The sequence below is a fragment of the Acinetobacter sp. CAU_H_S139_7 genome (genome assembly GCF_058599305.1).
In genome coordinates this window covers 3301591-3322492 of record NZ_CM178651.1, presented here as the reverse complement: position 1 = coordinate 3322492, position 20902 = coordinate 3301591, and the positions used below count along the sequence as shown (strand labels likewise).

Genomic DNA, 20902 nt, shown 5'->3' with positions numbered 1-20902 from the left:
TGTATATCATATCTCTAGAATAACCAAAGTAGTATCATCCACTTTTAAACTTCCTCTGTTACGACTGAAATTAACCAATTTATTGAATTTCCTATCATTTATAGTCAAAAATATATTAACCAATTTATTGTGATTAATAATTGACATAGCTCTACAAAACCAATCAGCTAGAGCATCTGTTGCGCAGATTGCAATTATAGGTTCATCATTTTTTAAAATTGGTATCTCTAAATAATGTTTACTATTTACCTTGTTTAAATCAATACCTTTATTTAACTCAATTTTTGTAGACAGTAGAGTTGGGTTTAAATGAAAATCTGGAATATTAAAGGTTGGAAAATATTCATAGTTACCTTTAATTTTTTTAAAGAAAAATATAAAACTATCGCCAAACAATCTCGTAATAATTTTTTTATTTATTGAATCAACGCTAATGCTAGTAAACGTAGAAAAACTACCACGTTGGTAAGCAGATAATTGAGACCAACTCATAGTATTAAAGTCATGCTCTGAGACATACTTTTTCACTGCATCATTTAACCAGTTTTCATCAATATCATCATCATTAATGAAAGAGTTACAAATAATTTTGGCCCACAATTGAGAATTATATGATTCGCTAGCCCCATCACATAGAATGAACTTGGTTAAATCTTCAGAAAAAGCAAAAGAATCCTCATTTGCTTTTTCTTGTCCAATTTCTTTTGGGTGAGTTCCTTGAAAAATTATTTTCATTAGCGTAATTGAGAAGCTCTCGTACCAATGTCAAAGAAATCAACAATATCAGAAGCTTCTGCATTAAAAATAAAGCCCCGTGATTCTCCACTCACCTTAAAGCCTTTATCTTGTGCATAACCGACAAGATGAACTGGTAACTCGCTAGACATTCTAAATAACATTTTAGAATATGCATCGGGCAAAACATGCTCACTAGAAGGTAAAATGATAGGGGAATTACTTAATGCACTTACATGTAAATTATAGATCAATACAGATCCATCATTTGTACCTATCTGGGCAAGATGATTAGCGATTTCCTCTGGATCACCATCATTCGACTCACCATCCGTAACATGTAAGATTGTTGGTGGATAACTATCAGGATGGGCATCACACCAATTTGCCAATTCTTCAGCAGCTTTTGTTAACGCTGCTCGCATAGGTGTTCCACCATTTGCTGTTGGCTCAAACCACATTGGAAATTTAACTGCAACTTCTAGTATTCCACCTGCGCCATCGTCCATTTTACGTTTACGATCTTCGATTCTAAGCGGGTTTTGTTCTAGTAATGAGATAGGGTTCATTACTTGATTGCCTAAAGTACCACTAAATCCATTACTTACGCCTTGATGCCCATATCCTAAAACACCAATATCAAAGTAATCTCGAATACCTTCTGATTTAGAACATCTCGTAATTAAGTCCATTAGAGTTTTATTAAGAACATCTGAAACAAATTCTGCTTTAGTCTTTCCAGATGACATCTTATCCATCATAGAACCTGATTGATCAACCAAGAACAAAAAGGCTGTTGGAGATGTCCTACTAATTTGAGCTTCGTGCGACATTATTCCCTCTTTTTTAAATTTTTAGATTTACTCATGATAGGTTTTTTGAAACCTTATTTGAAAATTATTCTAGCGTGATTTTCGGAGAGATTTAAACAAATAAATTTTATTTGTTAATTATTTATCTTAACCATATATTCTATAAAGAAAATTTCATCATCAGAAATTGCTATAACCAACTTTGTTCTAAACTTTGCTAATTAAAAATTTTGTTTCATCTATTTCTGATTTGTTTCATTTATTTCTGATTTTCACACCCGCCACCGACTAGGGCAACTGCAGAAGCTGTATGGTGCGGTGCACGAAATGGCCGCTGCCCAAAAGGATGTTGATGATTGGCCACCGAGTAAATACTCGCCACTTCCAAATTCTCTTGCGTGTTCAAGGGGGGTAAAATACTGGCTAAACGTGAAGCCAATAGGGTTTTCCCTGTTCCTGGCGGTCCTTTAAATAGCAAAGAATGACCACCTGCTGCCGCAATCTCTAAGGCACGTCTCGGACGTAGTTGACCTTTAACATCGGCCAAATCAAATTTGTAATGTTGGGAGGCTTTTAGCGCCGTGGGTTGAAACTGTTGGATGAGATGGTTTTGCGACAGATGCTCACAGACTTGTTTTAAATGTTGCGCTGCAAATACTTGAAAATTGGGCAGTTGAGAGGCTTCTTGCGCATTGGCCTCAGGTAAAATCAGTTGATGTCCAGCTTGCTGGCAGGCAATCGCAATACTTAAAGTACCTGAAATTGGTCGCAGTTGCCCATCAAGTGCCAACTCACCTATAAATTCAAAATTTTCAGTTCCTTGCTCAGGGAGCTGACCAGAGGCAATTAAAATACCCAGTGCAATAGGCAAATCCAGTCGTGAGCTGTCTTTGGGCAGATCTGCGGGCGCAAGGTTGATAGTGAGGCGTTTAGTCGGAAACTGAAAGCCACTATTGATAATGGCGGAGCGTACCCGATCTTTACTTTCCCGAACGGCTGCTTCAGGAAGCCCCACAATGGTTAAAGAGGGTAGTCCTTGGCTCAGATGAACTTCAACTTCAACCGAAGGTGCGTGTAAACCGAGCAAAGCTCGAGTGTAAATTTTGGCAAAAGACATCTTTTGTTCCATTATAGTGCATTATTTTAATTCGTTATGCGTCTTTTGTTGCACCAAACAGGTGCTCATTTTTTGTTCTGAATGCGTAACTCTAAAGCTTCCACTTGTTTCAATAAGTCATTTAAACGCAAATTGGCATTATTCAGTGCAGTACGTTGACGTTCAATTTCATCTTTGGAAACCAAATCCATCTTGGTGACTGCTTCATTGAGCAGTGCGCGTAAATTATGTTCTAAGTCTTGTTTAGGTTGTTCGACTTGTTCCAGTATGGCTTGTAATAAAGTTTCAATCATTTCTATATCCAACAGTTGGAGACGTGACAGCAGTGTACCATTGCTGCTTCTGACTCTATAGCCTTTCAGATGAAATATGATTTCATCGATTGTAAAAAAATCATAAATCTTCGACTAAAAAACCTGAATTTTGAAGCTCAAAACGCATTTAAATGTATAGAATAGGGTATAAAGAAAACTCATGTCAGACTTTCTTTTCCCCCCAACCTAAGAATTTTTGGCATGAAATTTGAACATAAAACCTTACTGGTGAAATAAGCCGAAGGAAAACAAACATGAAGCTCGTAACTGCAATTGTAAAACCGTTTAAATTGGATGATGTGCGTGAAGCACTGTCTGAAATTGGTGTTCAAGGGATCACGGTAACTGAAGTCAAAGGCTTTGGTCGTCAAAAAGGTCATACTGAACTTTATCGTGGCGCTGAATATGTTGTTGATTTCTTACCAAAAGTAAAAATCGAAATCGCGATCAGTGATGAAATGGTCGACGCGGTGATTGAGTCAATCACACGTGTGGCTAGTACCGGAAAAATTGGCGACGGTAAAATTTTCGTCACAAATTTAGAGCAAGTCATCCGTATCCGTACAGGTGAAACAGGTGCCGATGCCGTTTAATTTGGCATGAAGTTTGCTGAGTAACACATAACTCGCACAAATTAGGTTGGGGGATACGAATGAAAAAAATGCTATTCGCGCTGAGCTTATCTGGCGCACTTTTAGGTGGTTCTGTTGCTTGGGCTGAAGAAGCAGCAACAGCGCCAACTTCATCAGAACAAGTCACAGTGGTTGAAACAACGGATGTGGCTGCTCCAGCGGTACAAGCGGTTGAAGCCGTTGCTGCTCCAGTAGAAGCACCCGCACCTGCAGAAGAAGAACCAACATTAGATACAGGTGATACGGCGTGGATTTTAGTCTCCACAGCACTAGTTTTATTAATGACCATTCCAGGTTTAGCGTTATTTTACGGCGGTATGGTTCGTAAGAAAAACGTTTTAAGCACTATGGCACATAGCTTTGTTGCTGCAGCAGTGGTGAGTATTGCATGGGTTATCATTGGCTATACTTTAGCATTTGGTGAAGGCAATGCCTTTATCGGTGGTTTAGATAAGTTCATGTTGACAGGCATTACTACCGATGCGTTAACGGGGACAATTCCTGAAGTTCTATTCGTTATTTTCCAAATGACCTTTGCCATCATTACAGTTGCCATTATTAGTGGTTCAATTGCAGAACGGATGAAATTCGGCGCATTTATCGCTTTTATCTCGATTTGGGTAGTCGTGGTCTATGCACCAATTACTCACTGGGTATGGGGCGGTGGTTGGTTAGCAAATGATGGCGCACTCGACTTTGCTGGCGGTACCGTTGTACACATCAACTCAGGTGTGGCGGGTTTGGTTGCTGCATATATGCTCGGCAAACGTATGGGCTTAGGCCGTGAATCAATGGCTCCACACAACTTGGCATTAACCGTTGTGGGTGCAAGCTTACTGTGGGTCGGCTGGTTTGGTTTCAATGGTGGTTCTGCATTGGGCGCAAACGGCTCAGCAGGTTATGCATTACTTGTGACTCAAGTAGCAGCAGCAGCAGCGGCAATCTCTTGGTTAATTACTGAAAAAGTTGCACGTGGTAAAGGTTCAGTACTTGGTGCTGCATCTGGCGCGGTTGCTGGTCTGGTAGTGATTACACCAGCAGCAGGGTTTGTGACTGTCGGCGGTGCATTGGCGATGGGTTTAATCGGTGGTGTGGTGTGCTTCTGGGGTATCAGTGCCTTGAAACGTGCTTTAAAAGCCGATGACTCTTTAGATGCGTTTGGTTTACACGGCGTTGGTGGTATTGTCGGTGCAATCTTAACAGCATTCTTTGCAAGCGATTTCATCATGGGCGACAAAGCACCAAGTGATGTAATGCATCAACTTTGGGTTCAAGTTGAAGGGGTATTGGCAACGATCGCATACTCAGCAATATTAACCTTCATTATCTTAAAAGTGATTGATCTAGTGATTGGAATTCGCGTTGAATCTGATGATGAACGTATGGGCCTAGACTTGAGCCAACATGGCGAACGTGTGGACTAATCAATAGAATAATAAATAAACAGTATAATCAATATATTGTGTGAAACAGCCCGAAAGGGCTGTTTTTTTTCTATATCTAGCGTAAAACTCTACAAAACACCGAATTTTTGCTACACTCTAAAACCATTCAAATTTGTTCAATTTAACCACTATGCATTGTCCATTTTGCAACGCTGAAGACAGTAAAGTGATTGACTCACGTTTGGCCGCTGAAGGTTGTCAAATTCGTCGTCGTCGTGAATGTATTAGTTGTGGTGAACGATTCACAACCTTTGAAAGTTATGAAGTGGTCATGCCTCGTGTGATCAAGTCGGATGGCAAAAGTGAACCTTTTGATGAAGCAAAATTGCGTCGTTCCTTGATGCATGCTTTACAAAAACGTCCCGTGACGCAAGAGCAAATTGAAACCGTCTTGAGTGATATTCAGCTGCAAATCCGCCGTTTAGGTGAGCGTGATGTGAAATCACGTACCATTGGTGAAATTGTCATGCAATCTTTATTTTCGTTAGATCATGTTGCGTATGTGCGTTTTGCATCGGTCTATCAAGACTTTCAAGATGTCGACGCCTTTCGTCACCAAATTGAACAAATGCAACAACGTGAACATTAAGCGAGTTGGCATCCATGTCTGAATTACAGTCCAGTGCTTTACACGCCGACCAAGCTTGGATGAAACAAGCGATTGCTTTAGCACTGCAAGGTCAATACAGCACCAAGCCAAATCCAAATGTAGGCTGTGTCATTGTCAAAGATGGGCTGTTGCTGGGGACAGGTTATCACCCTAAAGCGGGTCAGCCACATGCAGAAGTTTTTGCGATGCGCGAAGCGGGCGAACAGACCCAAGGCGCAACGGCTTATGTCACTTTAGAACCTTGTGCACATTATGGGCGTACACCGCCGTGTGCCAAAGGTTTGGTCGAGGCAGGTGTGGCGCGTGTTGTGATTGCCTGTCCAGACCCCAACCCCTTGGTGGCCGGTAAAGGGGTACAAATTTTAAAAGAAGCAGGCATTGAGGTTGATGTCGGTATTTGCCAAACCGAAGCGCATCAGTTGAATGCTGGTTTTTTAAAAGCCATGGCTACTGGCATGCCTTATGTACGTTTAAAAGTTGCTTCTAGTTTAGATGGTCGAACGGCAATGGCTTCGGGTGAGTCAAAATGGATTACAGGCTCAGACGCACGTTTAGATGTTCAGCATTTTCGTGCCATTTCTGGCGTCGTGATCACTGGGATTGAAACGGTGCTGGCCGATGATCCGCAGCTCAATGTCAGACAGCTTCAGCGTGTTACGGATCTGACAACAGTTGTACAACCAAAACGTCTGGTGTTAGACCGTCAAGGCCGATTGCCTCTGACGGCTCAAATTTTACAGCAGCCGGATACCGTGATGGTAATGGGGCCTTATCGCCAAGCATTGGCCGATGTAGGCGTGCTACAGTTTGCTGTTCAGCCTTTAGATCAGTTATTAAAGCAGTTGGTTCAATCGCATCAGATTTACGATGTCATGGTTGAAGCAGGTGCAACGTTATCGACGGCTTTTTTACAAGAGAAGTTGGTCGATGAAATGATTAGTTATGTAGCACCGACCTTATTGGGTCAGTCTGCACGTGCAATGTTCAATGCTGAGTTTTCTCAGATGGCAGAGCAACTCCGCTTTAAGCTCATGGATGTCACACAATTGGGTGATGATGTGCGCTTAACGCTTATCCCATCTCAAGAGTCATTATGAGTTCAGAGTCTACGGTTTATCATAAACGTCGTCACGCGGCACGTACCACCGATGAATATCTATTTCATCAACTTGTTCCTTATTTGGGGAATAAGCGCCGTTTGTTGCATCTGATTTTAGAAGCGCTTGAGAGTACAGGGACTTTAAACCGTGCAGATGGTCGTGCGCCTATTTTTGCTGATTTCTTTGCAGGTTCGGGCGTGGTCTCGCGTTTGGCACGTCAAAATGGTTATCGCGTGATTGCCAATGACTGGGAACCGTATAGCCATGCGCTGAACCATGCCATTTTGGCTTGTACCGAAGCGCCTGCATTTAAAGAGTTGGGTGGTTATCAAAAAGCCATTGATTATTTAAACCGCTTGCCTGAAGTTAAGGGCTGGGTAACGCATAATCTGTGTCCGCGAAATGATGAGATCTATGATCCAAGCCGAGATCGTTTGTTCTTCAAACGTCGCAACGGCATGCGTATCGATGCGATTCGTCAGCAAATTGCCACATGGCAGGCACAAGGTGCAATCGATGATGTAGAGATGTCTGCTTTACTGGCACCTTTACTTTATTCAGCCAGTTTTGTCAGCAATACTTCCGGCGTCTTTAAAAGTTTCCACCACGGTTGGGGCGGTAAAACCCAAACAGCGCTAGAGCGGATTGAATCCTTGTTGTGGTTAACTCCAAGTCGTTTTAGTGAAGTGGGTGATAATAAGCAAAAGAATCCGATGGCTGAAATGTGGTGTGTCGATGCACAGCATTTGGCAAATCAAATGAGCAGTTTTGAGGTCGATGTAGCTTATCTAGATCCACCCTATAACCAACATGCCTACAGCAGTAACTATCATGTTTTAAATGCTTTAACACTATGGGATCAGGTGGATTTGCCGACACCAGACACCAAAGGCTTTAAAAGCGGAATTGACCGTGCGTGGCGCAAAGAGCGTCCGAGTCCTTATAACTCGTCAAAGTATGCTAAAGAAGCATACGAGAAATTACTGTCCACCATCAATGCACGTTACATTCTGACCAGTTATTCAACCGATGGTAATATTGAAGCGGGGGACTTGCTCAAAGCCAATTTGGAGCGAGGTCGCGTGACTTTATTAACGCAGGATGTACCGCGTTATCGCGTGAGTAAACAGCGTCAGTCTGAGCGTGCGCGTGTGTTAGAGTTTATTGTGATCACTGATACCCATGCCAAGTCAGGTCCGCCAATTCGTCAGTTGCTTGGGCAGTTGTATCATTATGCCGAATTGGGTGGGGTCGATACATCTGGGGTCACGACACAGTTGGCGCTGTGGTAAAAATATAGAGGTAGAAATCAGAAATGTTTACAGGGATCATCGAAAGTCTGGGCACAGTTGAAAGCGTACAAAATGTCGGTGGCGATGTGCGGTTACGCATTGGTACGGATCTGGATATGTCAGATGTACATTTGGGTGACTCGATTGCCACCAATGGCATTTGCCTCACAGTGATTGACTGGGGTGAGCACTGGTATGCTGCCGATGTCTCACGTGAAAGTTTAAACCGAACCACACTGACCCACTGGAAAGTTGGCCAACGTGTAAATGTGGAAAAGGCGATGTTGCCCACCACACGTTTTGGTGGACACATTGTGTCAGGTCATGTTGATGCTGTGGGTGAAATCACCGTTGTGCGTGAAGATGCACGTTCGCTTTATTTTGAAGTGACTGCGCCAGCTGAGATTGCACGTTACTTAGCAGAAAAAGGCTCGATCACGGTTGATGGGATCAGTTTAACCATTAATCATTTGCGTGGGCGTATTTTAAGCCTCAATTTAATTCCGCATACGGCTGAACGAACCAACATTGGAACGTGGAAGGTAGGGAGTCAAGTGAACCTTGAAGTGGATGTGTTAGCACGCTACATTGAACGTCTGATGATGGGTGACAAAGCTGCGGAAACGACCCCACAATCTAAAATTAGTTTAGACTTTTTGGCACAAAATGGTTTCTTGAAATAGAAAAATCGTTTAGATTGCAGCAAGAATAGACAAAAGATGAGCTCCCTATTTGCCCAAAATGAGGGAGTTTTTCTTTTGAAATGAATAGGTAAGCAATTGAGTATGATGAAAGATAGTACGCAGTTCATTGCACGGATAGGTGACAATGATTGATTTTTTTCTCCATCTAGAACAATTATTGCCCGTACTGCTTGCAGAATACGGCCTTTGGATTTATGCGATTCTTTTTCTGATTATTTTTGCAGAAACGGGCTTCGTTTTTATGTTCTTTTTGCCGGGTGACAGTTTACTGATTGCCATTGGTGCCTTATGTTCCAGCTCGGATTTAATTCATATCCATACCATGGGTATTTTGATGATGATTGCTGCGGTATTGGGTTATATCGTCAATTATTATACTGGTCAGAAGCTGGGCTTTAAATTTGCCCATCAGCATTCGCGTTGGCTGAAACCCGAATATATGATGAAGACCAATCAATATTTCTTAAAGCATGGTGGTAAAACCATTTTAGTGGCACGTTTTATTCCTTTTGTACGTTCTTTCGCGCCTTTTGCTGCGGGCGCAGGGCATATGAGCTTGGCGACTTTTATGTGGTACAACGTGACCGGTGGTCTGATTTGGATTGGTAGTTTGTTGGCGATTGGTTATGGTGTGGGTAATACCTTATCGTTTATGGTTGATGTATTGGTTTGAGATCGAGACAGACTACATCAGCCGAGCAAAACAAGCGGGCATAAAAAAACTCACCGAAGTGAGTTTAAGTGGAAGTCAAGGTCTGTTAAGCAGAGTTAGAAACCACTTCATCAGAAAAGTTTGAATTTTTTAGAATATAGTCAATTTCCTCTTGAGCCGCGGCTTGTAGCTTACTGCGATAGCTGGCTACGGACTCTTCAATTAAGGTTTCCGCTTCAAGCTCTAAACGTAAACGGACACTTTCTAACTCAGACAAAATTTTTGAGTCATCAATGCCAAATTTACCTTTGGCATAGTCCAGAGCTTGTTCAGGCGTTTTCTCATAGCGTGCGGTGTAGCTCAAAATTTCCTGATCGACACTTTGACGCATCACATTTAAAGCTTGGGTTTGCTCATTGAACTGACGGATTTCGTCTTTTTTGAGGCTTTCCGCATAAGCTTCCTGAGCTGCGCGTTTGTCTGCCAGTGATTTTTCCAACGCTTGTTGTTTACGAATTCGCGCTTCTTCAATCAGCTGTGCTTTCAGATCGGCATACGCTTGTTCAATTCGTTGGGTCGAGACAGCTTGAGCACGTTGGTCTTGTTCAATCCAACTGTGTAAACCTGTTTCAGGTTTGAGTACATCGCAGACGCGACTCAGGTCATCAATAAAGGCCTGACGAACAGCATCAGGTACATTTAACCAGCGCTGTTTAAAATCTGGACCAACATTCAATGCCACTACGCATCTCCTTATTTAGACGGGGAATCATTTAAAGCTTGAAGGTTCGAGCTTCAACCCCGAGACGTCTATATTGTTTAAATTTTTCACGACCTTGTTGTTTGGCCGATTCGTTATTTTCAATAATTTCTATAATGTGGCTAAATTTTTCGAACTGTTCAAGAGCTTGATCGTTAAAATTGAACACAATCCAATCGGATTGCTCAGGCAGTTGGGCTGAGATACAAATGCGCGCATCGATTTGATCAATGCCATGCGGAATAAAGCTCGTGTCATCAAAACTCCACAAACGTTCATCTAGTTGCTGTTGTAGTTCAGTGTCGCTTGCATACAACCAGATTCGCTCTGGCTGACGCAAGATTTTTCGACATAAACGACAAGCACTTTCGACTTGTCGTTCAGGACTTTGTTCAAACAGATAAAAGCTAATATTAGCCATTAGACTGCGCACGATGAGCTAAGAATTGCATCAATAAGGGTACTGGACGACCGGTTGCCCCTTTATTGGCACCCGAGTTCCATGCTGTACCTGCGATGTCCAAATGCGCCCAGCGGTAATCACGGGTGAAGCGTTGCAAGAAGCAAGCCGCAGTCACAGCACCAGCTTTAGGCCCGCCAATGTTGGCAATATCGGCAAATGGAGAGTCTAACTGTTCTTGATAGTCATCAATCACAGGCATGCGCCAGACGCGGTCAAAGCTATTTTGACCTGCTTCAGATAGTTCGGCCGCCAGTTTGTCATCTGGGGTAAACATACCCGTTAAGACTGAACCGAGTGCCACGACACAGGCGCCCGTTAAGGTTGCAATATCAATGACCAGTTCAGGGTTAAAGCGCTTCACATAGGTCAATGTATCGCACAGCACCAAACGACCTTCTGCATCGGTATTTAAAATTTCAACGGTTTGACCACTCATGGTGCTCACGATGTCACCTGGACGCGTAGCCTTACCTGACGGCATATTTTCAGCTGCCGCAATCGTACCTACGACATGAATGGCTAAACGTGATTCACACAGGGCACGGAGCGTCCCTAGAACCGATGCTGCACCACACATGTCGTATTTCATTTCATCCATACCAGCACCCGGCTTCAATGAAATGCCACCTGTATCAAAGGTGATTCCTTTACCGACCAAGACCACTGGGGCTTCAGTACGTTCAGCTTGATACTCAAGGGTAATAATACGGCCTGGGCGGTCTGAACCTTTGCTCACCGCAAGGAAGGAATGCATGCCCAGATCCGCCATTTGCTGCTCATCAAGCACATTAACACGGAGTAGGTCAGGATATTGAGCTGCCAGTTCTAAGGCTTGCTCTGCCAAATATTCAGGGAAACAGATATTGCCCGGACGGTTGCCTAAGTCACGAGCAAAGCTTTGACCTGATTGCACGGCTTCAATCAGTTTAAGTTGTGCAGCATTCAGCGGCGACTCAGCGGCAATCAGGCAGATCTGTTCAAGCACTTTGTCGGCTTTTTTTGATTTGAATTCATCAAATGCATATGCCGCTTGCGTCAAACTGAGGGCAAATAAATAATGGAGCTCAGCTGGAAGGGCTGAAAGGTCAAGGCTGATATGTTTGAATTTTTTTTGTGAAGCTTTAATAATGGTTTGAGCAATTTTCACCAGCTTTGCCGCGTGTAATTCAGCTGCTTTACCGACACCGACCAAGGCTGCATTGGGGCTTGTTGGAATTTGACCAATGAGGCTCAAGGTTTCATTGAACGCAGCTTTAAACTGAGTCGCTTCAATTAAGTTGTTTAAATCATTAATTTGATAAGCATTTGCAAGGTGTTGCGTGTTTTCAGAATCTACTAATATCAACAAAAATTGGCTAGACGTATTCTCTGTGAATGACGTATTAATAGAGAGTTTCATAAGTTTTATTTAAGCCTTATAAAGTTTGAAAATGATTAAACCACTGAAACATTAACATGAATAGAGTTGCAAAGTGCAACAAGAGTACAGGTTTTATATTTTCACTATTCGGGTAAACTAGCGCTAGTTTTTATTCACCTATTTTTGGAAGAATTAATTTGATTATTCGGCGTTATCTGGTCAAACAAGTGGTGTCGACATCCTTGGTTGTGATCGCCTTATTGACCTTGATCATGATGGGCGGTCGTTTGATCAAGTATTTTGGCGTAGCCGCGCAGGGTCGCTTAGATGCAGGTATTTTATTTAGCATTATTGGCTATCGTTTGCCTGAATTTTTAACGCTGATTCTTCCTCTAGGCTTTTTTATTGGGCTGATGCTGGTTTTTGGTCGTTTGTATGTCGATCATGAAATGGCAGTACTCAATGGCAGTGGCGTCAGTCGTAACCAATTGGGGCGACTGCTGATTCCTATGACCGTGGTGTTTCTTGCCGTTCAAGCCGTGCTGATGCTTTGGATGGCGCCGTGGGGTGTCCGTCAGTTTGAGCAGCTCACCACTAGTCAGGCGGTGCGTACTGGTTTTGATTTGGTTCGACCCAAAGAGTTTATTTCATCGGGGCCTTATACCATTTATGCGGGTGACTTATCCGAAGACCGTAAAAACCTCAAAGATATCTTCTTCTATCAACGCGCTGAAGCAGAAGGTAAGCCTGATGTGATGATTTTGGCCAAAGAAGCCACGCGGGTTGAAATTGAAAATGATCCAGCCAATGTGGTGGATTTGGTGCAAGGTCGCCGTTATGAAATCTATCCGGGGCAGCCGCGTTATAGCCAAGCCGAGTTTCAGTCTTATCGCCTACGTTTAGAAAATGATAAAGAAGCAAAGTTTGAAAGTGCCGATGTTGAAGCATTGTCCACCATGAAACTTTGGGATAATCGTAATGATCCTGTCGTGGCGAGTGAGTTGGGCTGGCGTATTTTTGTACCGTTTGCCATTGTAGTGGCGTTGCTCCTCGCTGTGGCTTTATCTGAAGTGAGTCCACGCCAAGGCCGTTACTTAAAGCTGTTCCCTGCATTGCTTATTTTTGCCAGTTTAATCGTGGCGTTGATGGCCATTAAAACCCGAGTCAGTAAAGAAGAAATGGGGATTTGGGCTTATCCAATGATCTTGGTGATCTATGCGATAGCAGCGGCTTTGTTTTCGCGTAAACAAAAGCTGGCCCCGAAAATTAAGAAAACATTACAACGAGCGGGGTCTTAATCATGTTCGCACGTCGTATAGTCGCAAAACATGTGACCAAAACCACCGCGATGGCGATGCTGGGTGCTACCGCTATTTTATCGGTCTTGCAAATTTTGTTTACCTACTTGGGTGAGCTAGGCTCCCTTAAAGAAGGTTATGGCGCTTGGGATGCTTTACGTTACGTACTGTGGGGAGCACCGCAATATCTCTATGAGATTCTACCGATTGCCGCGTTAATTGGCTCGGTACTGGGACTGGGCACTTTGGCTTCAAACAGTGAACTGATTGTGATGCGCTCGGTGGGGGTGAGTCTCTGGCGAATCGTCGGCTGGGTGATTCGTTCGGCTTTAATTTTGGTGGTACTGTCATTCGCTTTAAGTGAATGGGTGATTCCTTATACCAATGAGCAAGCCAAAGGTGTGAAAAGCCATCGAACTGCGGCTGAACTTGGTGAAGTACGTGGTTACTGGACACGAGAAGGGCAGCGTTTTATTTATGTCGATTATGCCAACTCTCAAGGTCAGCTGAAAAATGTGCAAGTGGTCGACTTTGACAATAATGCTCGTTTGAAAGGCGTTTTAAATGCTGAGCAAGGTCAGTTTGTGCAAGATGGTCGTTGGATTTTAGAAAATACTGCCCAAGTTGATTTGCTGCCAACAGGCAATGCTACGGCACAAAAGGCCGCTGAAATGCCTTTGGCACTGGCACTGCAGCCGAAATATGTGCACATGGTGACGATTGACCCTGAAGACCTTTCACCGAGTCAATTGGTCAGTTTCATGAGCTATATGCATGAATACAGCCAAGTGCCTAAAACTTATCAGTTGGCTTTTTGGCAGAAAGTGGCGTCTCCATTTGCCTTGATTGCTTTGGTGTTGATTGCCTGTTCCTTTATTTTTGGCCCACTGCGCCAACAATCGATGGGCTTTCGTTTGGTGATTGCACTGTTTACAGGCCTAGGTTTCTTTTACCTGCAAGACTTCTTGGGTTATGCAAGTTTGGTTTATTCACCTTCACCCGCATGGTTCGTTTTTGTGCCGATTTTACTGATGTTTGTCGCAGGTGGTTATTTATTACAACGTGCGCGATAACTGTACGATATTGAAGAAAACAATGCGGATGATGGTGTTAAACCATCATGCCTGCATAGAGTCTTGACCGAAAATTCGGTAAGATAGAGCGATGAATTTGTAGACAAAAAAAGAGTGCTTATTATGGCGGATGCAACTGCTGGCAAAATCCCTCACGTACTGGTCATTATGGATGGTGTGGGACACCGTGAAGCGATCGAAGACAATGCATTTTTAGCAGCGAATCGACCGAATTTAACAGCGATTGAAGCAAAGCATCCGCATAGCTTAATTTCAGGTTCTGGTGAAGACGTGGGCTTGCCAGATGGCCAAATGGGCAATTCTGAAGTGGGCCATATGAACTTGGGCGCAGGTCGTGTGCTCTATCAAGACTTTACCCGAATCACCAAAGACATTCGTACGGGTGCTTTTTTCAAACATGAAGTTTTGGTTGATGCCGTTGAAAAAGCCAAAGCCGCGGGTGGTGCGTTGCACATCATGGGACTATTGTCTGAAGGTGGGGTGCATTCACACGAAGATCATATTGTTGCCATGGCTGAACTTGCGTTAAAACGCGGTGCAACTGTATACCTTCATGCCTTCTTAGATGGTCGCGATACCCCACCACGCAGTGCACAGCCTTCTTTAGAAAAATTAGATGCATTGTTTGCTCAATATCCAAATCAAGGTCGTATTGTGAGTCTGATTGGTCGTTATTTTGCGATGGATCGAGATAACCGTTGGGACCGTGTGGAACAAGCCTATCGTTTACTCACAGAGTCTGAAGCAACACGTACTGCAGCTACAGCAGTTGAAGGTTTAGCATTGGCTTATGCCGCAGACGAATCTGATGAGTTTGTCAAAGCAACACGCATTGGCGATGCCGTGAAAGTTCAAGATGGTGACAGCATCGTCTTTATGAATTTCCGTGCGGATCGTGCGCGTGAAATTACCAAAGCGTTTGTTGAAAAAGATTTTGCAGGCTTTGAGCGTAAAGTTGTACCAAACCTATCTAAGTTTGTGATGTTGACACGCTACCAAGCCAGTATTGATGCACCTGTGGCGTATATGCCTGAAGCATTAAAAAACTCGATTGGTGAATATCTTTCAGACCTTGGTAAAACCCAATTACGTATTGCTGAAACTGAGAAATACGCGCATGTGACGTTCTTCTTCAGTGGTGGTCGTGAAGATGAATATCCGGGTGAAAAACGTATTTTGATTCCATCACCGAATGTGGCTACTTATGACCTCAAGCCAGAAATGAGCGCCTATGAAGTAACCGATGAATTGGTGGCTGCGATTAACTCTGGTGAGTTTGATCTATTGGTGGTGAACTATGCCAATGGCGATATGGTGGGTCATACGGGCGTGTTTAATGCAGCTGTGAAAGCAGTGGAAGCTGTTGATTTATGCTTAGGCCGTGTCTATGAGGCGGTGATGGCACAAAAAGGCCATATGTTAATTACGGCTGACCATGGTAATGTTGAACAAATGCAGGATTATCACAGTGGTCAGGTGCATACCCAGCATACGACAGAATTGGTGCCTTTTATCTATGTCGGCCCAACTCAAGCTACTATTGCTGAGGGGGGCGTACTGGCCGATGTCGCACCAACCTTGTTAAGCTTGATGCATCTTCCTGTTCCAGCAGACATGCAAGGTCGTAACTTAATTACATTAGACGTATAAATCAATTTGGGTGGGTAAATGGCAAAAGCATCGTGGACTTCAATAGGTGTAGTGATTGCTTTAGGTCTGAGTCTGATCCACCCGATGGGGGCTGTTGCAAAAACAGCGGCAGCACCCGCTTTTGATGATGAATTGGAACAAGGTTATGTTGAGGTTCCGATTGAATCCATTCAACAATTTGTGCAAATCTACGGTTTAGTCAAAGACAATTATGTGGCTGAACGTAGTGATGAAGCACTATTTCAACAGGCCATTAAAGGTTTAGTCAGTGGCTTAGACCGTTATTCTCGCTATTTATCTCCTCAAGAATATAAACAACTGGTGCAATATACCGAAGGGGATTTGGCTTCAGTTGACTTCAGCTTAGAGTTTGATTCTCGCTTACAACAATGGCTGATTCGTGGATTAAAACCTGACTCAGATTCCAGCAAACTGGGCTTAAAAAATGGGATCTCCGTTTTTAAAGTGGATGATCAAGAGCTACGCAAGCTCAACCATGCTCAAGTCAATGAATTACTCAGTGGTGCGATTGGTAGTACCATCAGCCTACAGTTAAAAGCCAATTCAACGCCGATCAATTTAGTTCGAACCAAAAAGGTTGAAACCGATATTCAGGCGCAACTGTTGAATAACCAAGTTTTGGTGCTCAAGGTGCGGGTGTTCCAACAGGATACGGCCAATGAAATTCAGCAGTTGATTGAAGAGCATCAGTCTTCGCGTTTAAAAGCGGTCTTGATAGACCTCAGAAATAATCCCGGGGGGCTGTTGTCTGCCGCAGTTGAATCTGCCGATTTATTCTTAAACCAAGGGGTGATTGTTTCAACTCAAAGCCGTTCCGAAGGGGATCAGCAGTTCCAAGCTTTACCAAGTCTAGAGTTTCAAAATTTAAAAGTGGGGATTCTGATTAATGACCGTTCTGCATCGGCCGCGGAGGTGTTTACCGCTGCGCTGAAGGAGCATGGACGGGCGTGGGTGATTGGTGAAAAAAGTTATGGTAAGGGTGTGGTACAAAAATTATTTACGTTATCGAATGGCGCAGCTTTGCAAATGACGGTATCTCACTATTACACCCCAAGTGGTCGGATGATTGAAGGGGTGGGGATTGCACCGAATCAAGTGTATCCAATGCCACATGAACTCAAAGACGAAAGCTATGTTGAACATGTGGCAGAGATTCTAATTAACCGTCGTTAAGTCTTTAAACGGAATCGTCTTCGCCATCTAGTCCGAATTTCTTCAAGCGATAACGTAAAGAACGGAAAGACATGCCGAGCTTTTTAGCCGCCAGTGTTCGGTTCCAATGGGTGAGATTGAGCGCATTCATCAAAATTTCTTTTTCAATTTTTTCTAAATACAGCTCTAAACCCTCTTCGGGCAATTTACGCGAAGGCACATGACTGAGCTGATCATTGCCAACAGCACCTTGTTGCGTGGCATTGGCATAATTGGTCTGAGCAATCGGTCGCAGTGGGGCTGTTTGCAAGTGTGGTAAGTCGATACTGCTTTCATCACTTAAAGTGATGGCACGTTCCATCATGTTGCGTAATTCACGCACATTGCCTGGATAATATTGGGCCAATAAAAATTCACGTGCACGTTCACTCAGTGGTTTGACTGGGATGTCCCATTCTTGGCAGATTTTCTGAATGAAATGTTGTGCCAAAAGAATAATGTCATTGCCACGCTCACGTAGGGCAGGCAGCACAATGTCCATGACATGGATGCGGAAGTATAAATCCTGACGGAACTTGCCTTGTTGCACCAGTGCTTCTAGGTCTTGATGGCTGGCACTAATCACACGGAAATCGACATCAATTTCCGTGTCACTCCCAATTGGGCGAATGCGTTTTTCTTGTACCGCGCGCAATAGTTTCACCTGCATAGTGAGCGGTAACTCAGCAATTTCATCTAAAAATAAACTGCCGCCATGCGCAGACAGAATTAGCCCTTGTTTGTCTTGAGTCGCTCCTGTAAAGCTACCCTTACGGTGTCCAAACAATTCACTTTCCATCAGTTCAGTCGGTATGGCGCCGCAGTTAATGGCAATAAATGGCCCTTCATTACGATTACTCAGGCGATGTACCAGATTCGCCACCACTTCTTTGCCAGTGCCTGATTCACCCGTAATAAAGACAGGGGCTTGCGAGCGTGCAATTTTCTTTAAGGTGATACGTAGCTGCTGAATAGGAAGGGACTGACCAATCAGCAGACGATGTTCAAGCGTATCTTCTTGGATATGCAGCTGATTGATGGGTTGATTAAAGGCTTTTTCTAAAAGTTGCTCTAAATGTTTTTGGTTGATCGGTTTGCTGACAAAATCAAAAGCACCAGCTTTGAGTGCTGCAATCGCAATATCCATATTGCCGTAAGCAGTCAGCACTGCAACAGGCAAATTAGGATAATTTTGAGCAATAAAATCGACCAAGCTCAGACCATTACCATCGGGTAAATTCAGATCGGTTAGACAGGCATCATATTGATGCATTTTCAGGGCTTGAACCGCCTCTTGTAAACGATAGGCAATATGTGTATCAATTCCCATCCGACTTAAAGACATTTGCATCAGTGTACATAAGTCTTGTTCGTCATCCACCAATAAAACAAGTGGTTTTTTTTCCACGGTTAACCCCAAAAATTACACGTCATTGTTTATACGAGGGCATTCAATCCGAAAGCATGCCCCTATTTTTTGTTCTACATAGTATAGCTTAGCTTGGTTGGCTTCGCAGAAACTATGGGATAAATATAATCCTAACCCAGTTCCATTGATTGAGGTACTAAAAAACGGTTGAAACAGGGTGCTTTGATCCTGAGTGGCGACCCCTTCACCAAAATCGCGGACCTCAATATGGACGAGGTTTTTGTAGCTATAGACACGAATTTGAATGTGCTCGGCTTCATCCGCATTATGCCGAATGGCGTTTCGAATCAGGTTGATCAGCACTTGCCTCAGTTGTTGTTCATCAAACTGAATCTGAGCTTGATCGGAAATGCGATAATCAATTTGATCTTTGACATCGGGCAAATCTTCTACGATAAAACGTTCTAAAAAAGCGGCGACATCAATCAAGGTCGGATAGGTTTCTTTACTGCGTGCCATGCTCAGTGTATCGCCAATAATTTTATCAATCCTTGAGGCTTGTTTGGCGATCATGTTCTGCAACAGCTCTTGTTGTGGATCACTGGCTTGCATCAACTCATTGGCTTGAGTGATGGCTGCCAGTGGATTGCGAATTTCATGTGCAATGCTGGCAGAAAGTTGACCCAGTGCAGCCAGCTTGAGTTGTTGTACCCGTTGATTAATTTTTTGTGCATCTTGCAGGACGAATAAGGTGAGTGTCTGATTCGGTACCTGTAGTTTTTGAATTTCGATCTGAATTTGAAAGCGGCTCAGTTGGGATGTAAATTGGAATTTTTCCCCATTCTTCAGTTGGTCGAATTTGAGTAGTTCAAATAAATCAGGCTGTGCCTTATATAAGGGATATTTGTCATAGGCATAAATCGGGGAGATGCCCAATAATGCACAGGCGGCAGGATTACTCAGCACCATGTGGCAGTTTTCATCGAGAACCAAATAGCCAAGCTCGGTTTGCTCTAAAATATAACGGTTAATGTTTTGCAGTTGGTCCAGTTCTTGGGACTGATAGAAGTTTAGATTTTCAAGAACTTGAAAGCGCCGTACTGCAATTTGTCCAGACCCATAAACCACAAAGAACAAAAAGGCGAGCACGGCACTGTTGCCAATGGTATTCAGTGAACTGATTGAAAATAGCGTTCCAATAAAGTGCTGATAAACCAGTGTAATTACAGCAATCAAGGTAATGATGAGCGCTTTTTGTTTATCGACCAATACACAAGCGGCAAAGATCGTGATCACAAACAATAAGCTTAACTGTAAGTTTGGACCATCGGTGGCAAAAGTGAGTAAACTGAGGCTAATGACATCGACAATAAACAGCAAAGTGAGCTGAAGTGGTATGCGCTTGCGCACATGCTTGAGGCTCAATAGCTGAAAGGCACTGATAAAAATAAAGCCAATCAGGACAGAACGATACAATACTGGATATTGATAATTTGAAAACAACTGCTCATAGGTCAGTAGATAAACCAACAACAAACAACAGCCAATAAACAGTCGATAAGACGCATACCAAACACCTAGACGGTATTGATTTAACTGAATATTGGTTGAGTATTGCAGCATGCGGGTGTTAGTCAGCTTGCATCAGGGTTTAATTAAACCATAACGAATAGCAAGGTGAGTCAGCTTCACATCACTGTCGATGTTGAGCTTTTCAAAAATTCGGTAACGATAAGTATTGACCGTTTTTACGCTGACAAAAAGCTTGTCAGAAATTTCCTGTGCACTGATGCAATTCACGACCATCATCGCCACCTGCATTTCACGTTCAGACAGAGCATCAAAAGGCGAGGTTTGTGTATCCGATAGATAAGAACTGGCCAGTTGTTCAGCAATATCAGCGCTGAAATATTTGCCGCCTTGCATCACTTTATTAATGGCACGTACCATTTCGGTCACAGGTGCACCTTTGGTAATGTAGCCTTTGGCGCCTGCCTTGAGTAACAGGGAAGGATACGGTTCTTCAGCTAGGCCACTGACTGCCAGTACTTTGGTTTCGGGTGCGGTTTGCAGTAAGCGGCGTGTGGTTTCAACGCCACCAATCCCTGGCATGTTGACATCTAACAGAACCACATTCGGGTGATGTTGACGGACGAGATTAATTGCTTCTTCACCAGATTCAGCTTGGCCAATGACTTGAACATCGGCATGGTCCTCGAGCATTCGACAAATCCCTGTACGTACTAACTCATGGTCATCTACCACTAAAACTGTGATCACCTA

The 20902-nt window shown here is 43.4% G+C and carries 20 protein-coding genes and 1 pseudogene; 11 read left to right on the top strand and 10 right to left on the bottom strand.

The window, feature by feature from the left end; genetic code table 11:
• Nucleotides 1-6 precede the first annotated feature (6 nt).
• From AC4MC0_RS16140 to AC4MC0_RS16125, 4 genes and pseudogenes are all read right to left on the bottom strand, one after another.
• Complete coding sequence (locus AC4MC0_RS16140; protein ID WP_068557570.1) at nt 7-735, bottom strand: hypothetical protein; 729 nt, start codon at nt 733-735, stop codon at nt 7-9.
• Nucleotides 735-1568, bottom strand: coding sequence for a vWA domain-containing protein (locus AC4MC0_RS16135; protein WP_068557572.1), 834 nt, complete (start codon nt 1566-1568; stop codon nt 735-737). The genes AC4MC0_RS16140 and AC4MC0_RS16135 overlap by 1 nt, the downstream gene beginning before the upstream one ends.
• Nucleotides 1569-1824: 256 nt before the next feature.
• A pseudogene (locus tag AC4MC0_RS16130) lies at nt 1825-2664 on the bottom strand (YifB family Mg chelatase-like AAA ATPase); the annotation flags it as partial.
• Nucleotides 2665-2729: 65 nt separating this feature from the next.
• Complete coding sequence (locus AC4MC0_RS16125; protein ID WP_004692854.1) at nt 2730-2957, bottom strand: accessory factor UbiK family protein; 228 nt, start codon at nt 2955-2957, stop codon at nt 2730-2732.
• A gap of 275 nt (nt 2958-3232) precedes the next feature.
• On the opposite strand from AC4MC0_RS16125, the gene glnK reads away from it, so the two are divergent.
• The 7 genes from glnK (at nt 3233) to AC4MC0_RS16090 (ending at nt 9434) form a co-directional block, all read left to right on the top strand.
• Nucleotides 3233-3571 carry a P-II family nitrogen regulator gene (gene glnK, locus AC4MC0_RS16120; protein ID WP_004281042.1) on the top strand — a complete coding sequence of 113 codons (339 nt, stop codon included), beginning with the start codon at nt 3233-3235 and terminating at the stop codon, nt 3569-3571.
• A 59-nt stretch (nt 3572-3630) separates the two neighbouring features.
• On the top strand, nt 3631-5034 hold the full coding sequence (locus tag AC4MC0_RS16115; protein ID WP_183174236.1) for an ammonium transporter: 1404 nt from the start codon (nt 3631-3633) through the stop codon (nt 5032-5034).
• Between the two features lie 151 nt (nt 5035-5185).
• On the top strand, nt 5186-5644 hold the full coding sequence (nrdR, locus tag AC4MC0_RS16110; protein WP_004692852.1) for a transcriptional regulator NrdR: 459 nt from the start codon (nt 5186-5188) through the stop codon (nt 5642-5644).
• Nucleotides 5645-5658: 14 nt separating this feature from the next.
• Entirely contained in the window at nt 5659-6762 is a 1104-nt protein-coding gene (gene ribD / locus AC4MC0_RS16105; RefSeq protein WP_335999480.1) for a bifunctional diaminohydroxyphosphoribosylaminopyrimidine deaminase/5-amino-6-(5-phosphoribosylamino)uracil reductase RibD, read from the top strand.
• Complete coding sequence (locus AC4MC0_RS16100) at nt 6759-8057, top strand: DNA adenine methylase (RefSeq protein ID WP_004692850.1); 1299 nt, start codon at nt 6759-6761, stop codon at nt 8055-8057. The genes ribD and AC4MC0_RS16100 overlap by 4 nt, the downstream gene beginning before the upstream one ends.
• Nucleotides 8058-8080: 23 nt before the next feature.
• Nucleotides 8081-8740, top strand: a complete 660-nt coding sequence (locus AC4MC0_RS16095; RefSeq protein WP_335999477.1) for a riboflavin synthase — start codon at nt 8081-8083, stop codon at nt 8738-8740.
• Between the two features lie 145 nt (nt 8741-8885).
• On the top strand, nt 8886-9434 hold the full coding sequence (locus AC4MC0_RS16090) for a VTT domain-containing protein (RefSeq protein WP_004692848.1): 549 nt from the start codon (nt 8886-8888) through the stop codon (nt 9432-9434).
• Between the two features lie 85 nt (nt 9435-9519).
• Here AC4MC0_RS16090 and blhA read toward each other — a convergent pair whose 3' ends face one another.
• Genes blhA through AC4MC0_RS16075 form a run of 3 tightly spaced genes read right to left on the bottom strand, consistent with a single transcriptional unit; the run spans nt 9520 to nt 12035 of the window.
• Nucleotides 9520-10155 (bottom strand): cell division protein BlhA, encoded by a 636-nt coding sequence (blhA, locus tag AC4MC0_RS16085; protein WP_335999475.1) that lies wholly within the window; start codon nt 10153-10155, stop codon nt 9520-9522.
• 31 nt (nt 10156-10186) lie between these two features.
• Nucleotides 10187-10594 (bottom strand): DNA polymerase III subunit chi, encoded by a 408-nt coding sequence (locus AC4MC0_RS16080; RefSeq protein WP_078425943.1) that lies wholly within the window; start codon nt 10592-10594, stop codon nt 10187-10189.
• Complete coding sequence (locus AC4MC0_RS16075; RefSeq protein ID WP_335999472.1) at nt 10587-12035, bottom strand: leucyl aminopeptidase; 1449 nt, start codon at nt 12033-12035, stop codon at nt 10587-10589. Before AC4MC0_RS16075 ends, AC4MC0_RS16080 begins: the two co-directional genes overlap by 8 nt.
• Nucleotides 12036-12193: 158 nt before the next feature.
• Between AC4MC0_RS16075 and lptF the strand changes: the two genes are divergently transcribed.
• The 4 genes from lptF to AC4MC0_RS16055 all read left to right on the top strand — a co-directional run bounded on the left by lptF (nt 12194) and on the right by AC4MC0_RS16055 (nt 17232).
• Complete coding sequence (lptF, locus tag AC4MC0_RS16070) at nt 12194-13294, top strand: LPS export ABC transporter permease LptF (protein WP_010325691.1); 1101 nt, start codon at nt 12194-12196, stop codon at nt 13292-13294.
• 2 nt (nt 13295-13296) lie between these two features.
• Nucleotides 13297-14367 (top strand): LPS export ABC transporter permease LptG, encoded by a 1071-nt coding sequence (gene lptG, locus AC4MC0_RS16065; protein WP_131229848.1) that lies wholly within the window; start codon nt 13297-13299, stop codon nt 14365-14367.
• Between the two features lie 123 nt (nt 14368-14490).
• A complete protein-coding gene (gene gpmI / locus AC4MC0_RS16060; protein ID WP_279043183.1) occupies nt 14491-16038 on the top strand; it encodes a 2,3-bisphosphoglycerate-independent phosphoglycerate mutase in 1548 nt (515 codons plus the stop codon).
• Between the two features lie 18 nt (nt 16039-16056).
• On the top strand, nt 16057-17232 hold the full coding sequence (locus AC4MC0_RS16055) for a S41 family peptidase (protein WP_335999467.1): 1176 nt from the start codon (nt 16057-16059) through the stop codon (nt 17230-17232).
• A gap of 4 nt (nt 17233-17236) precedes the next feature.
• Here AC4MC0_RS16055 and AC4MC0_RS16050 read toward each other — a convergent pair whose 3' ends face one another.
• The 3 genes from AC4MC0_RS16050 to gacA form a co-directional block, all read right to left on the bottom strand.
• Nucleotides 17237-18601 carry a sigma-54-dependent transcriptional regulator gene (locus AC4MC0_RS16050; RefSeq protein ID WP_418655270.1) on the bottom strand — a complete coding sequence of 455 codons (1365 nt, stop codon included), beginning with the start codon at nt 18599-18601 and terminating at the stop codon, nt 17237-17239.
• A 72-nt stretch (nt 18602-18673) separates the two neighbouring features.
• A complete protein-coding gene (locus AC4MC0_RS16045; RefSeq protein WP_335999463.1) occupies nt 18674-20242 on the bottom strand; it encodes a sensor histidine kinase in 1569 nt (522 codons plus the stop codon).
• Between the two features lie 21 nt (nt 20243-20263).
• Nucleotides 20264-20899, bottom strand: coding sequence for a response regulator transcription factor GacA (gene gacA / locus AC4MC0_RS16040; protein ID WP_004692836.1), 636 nt, complete (start codon nt 20897-20899; stop codon nt 20264-20266).
• Nucleotides 20900-20902: the final 3 nt, after the last annotated feature.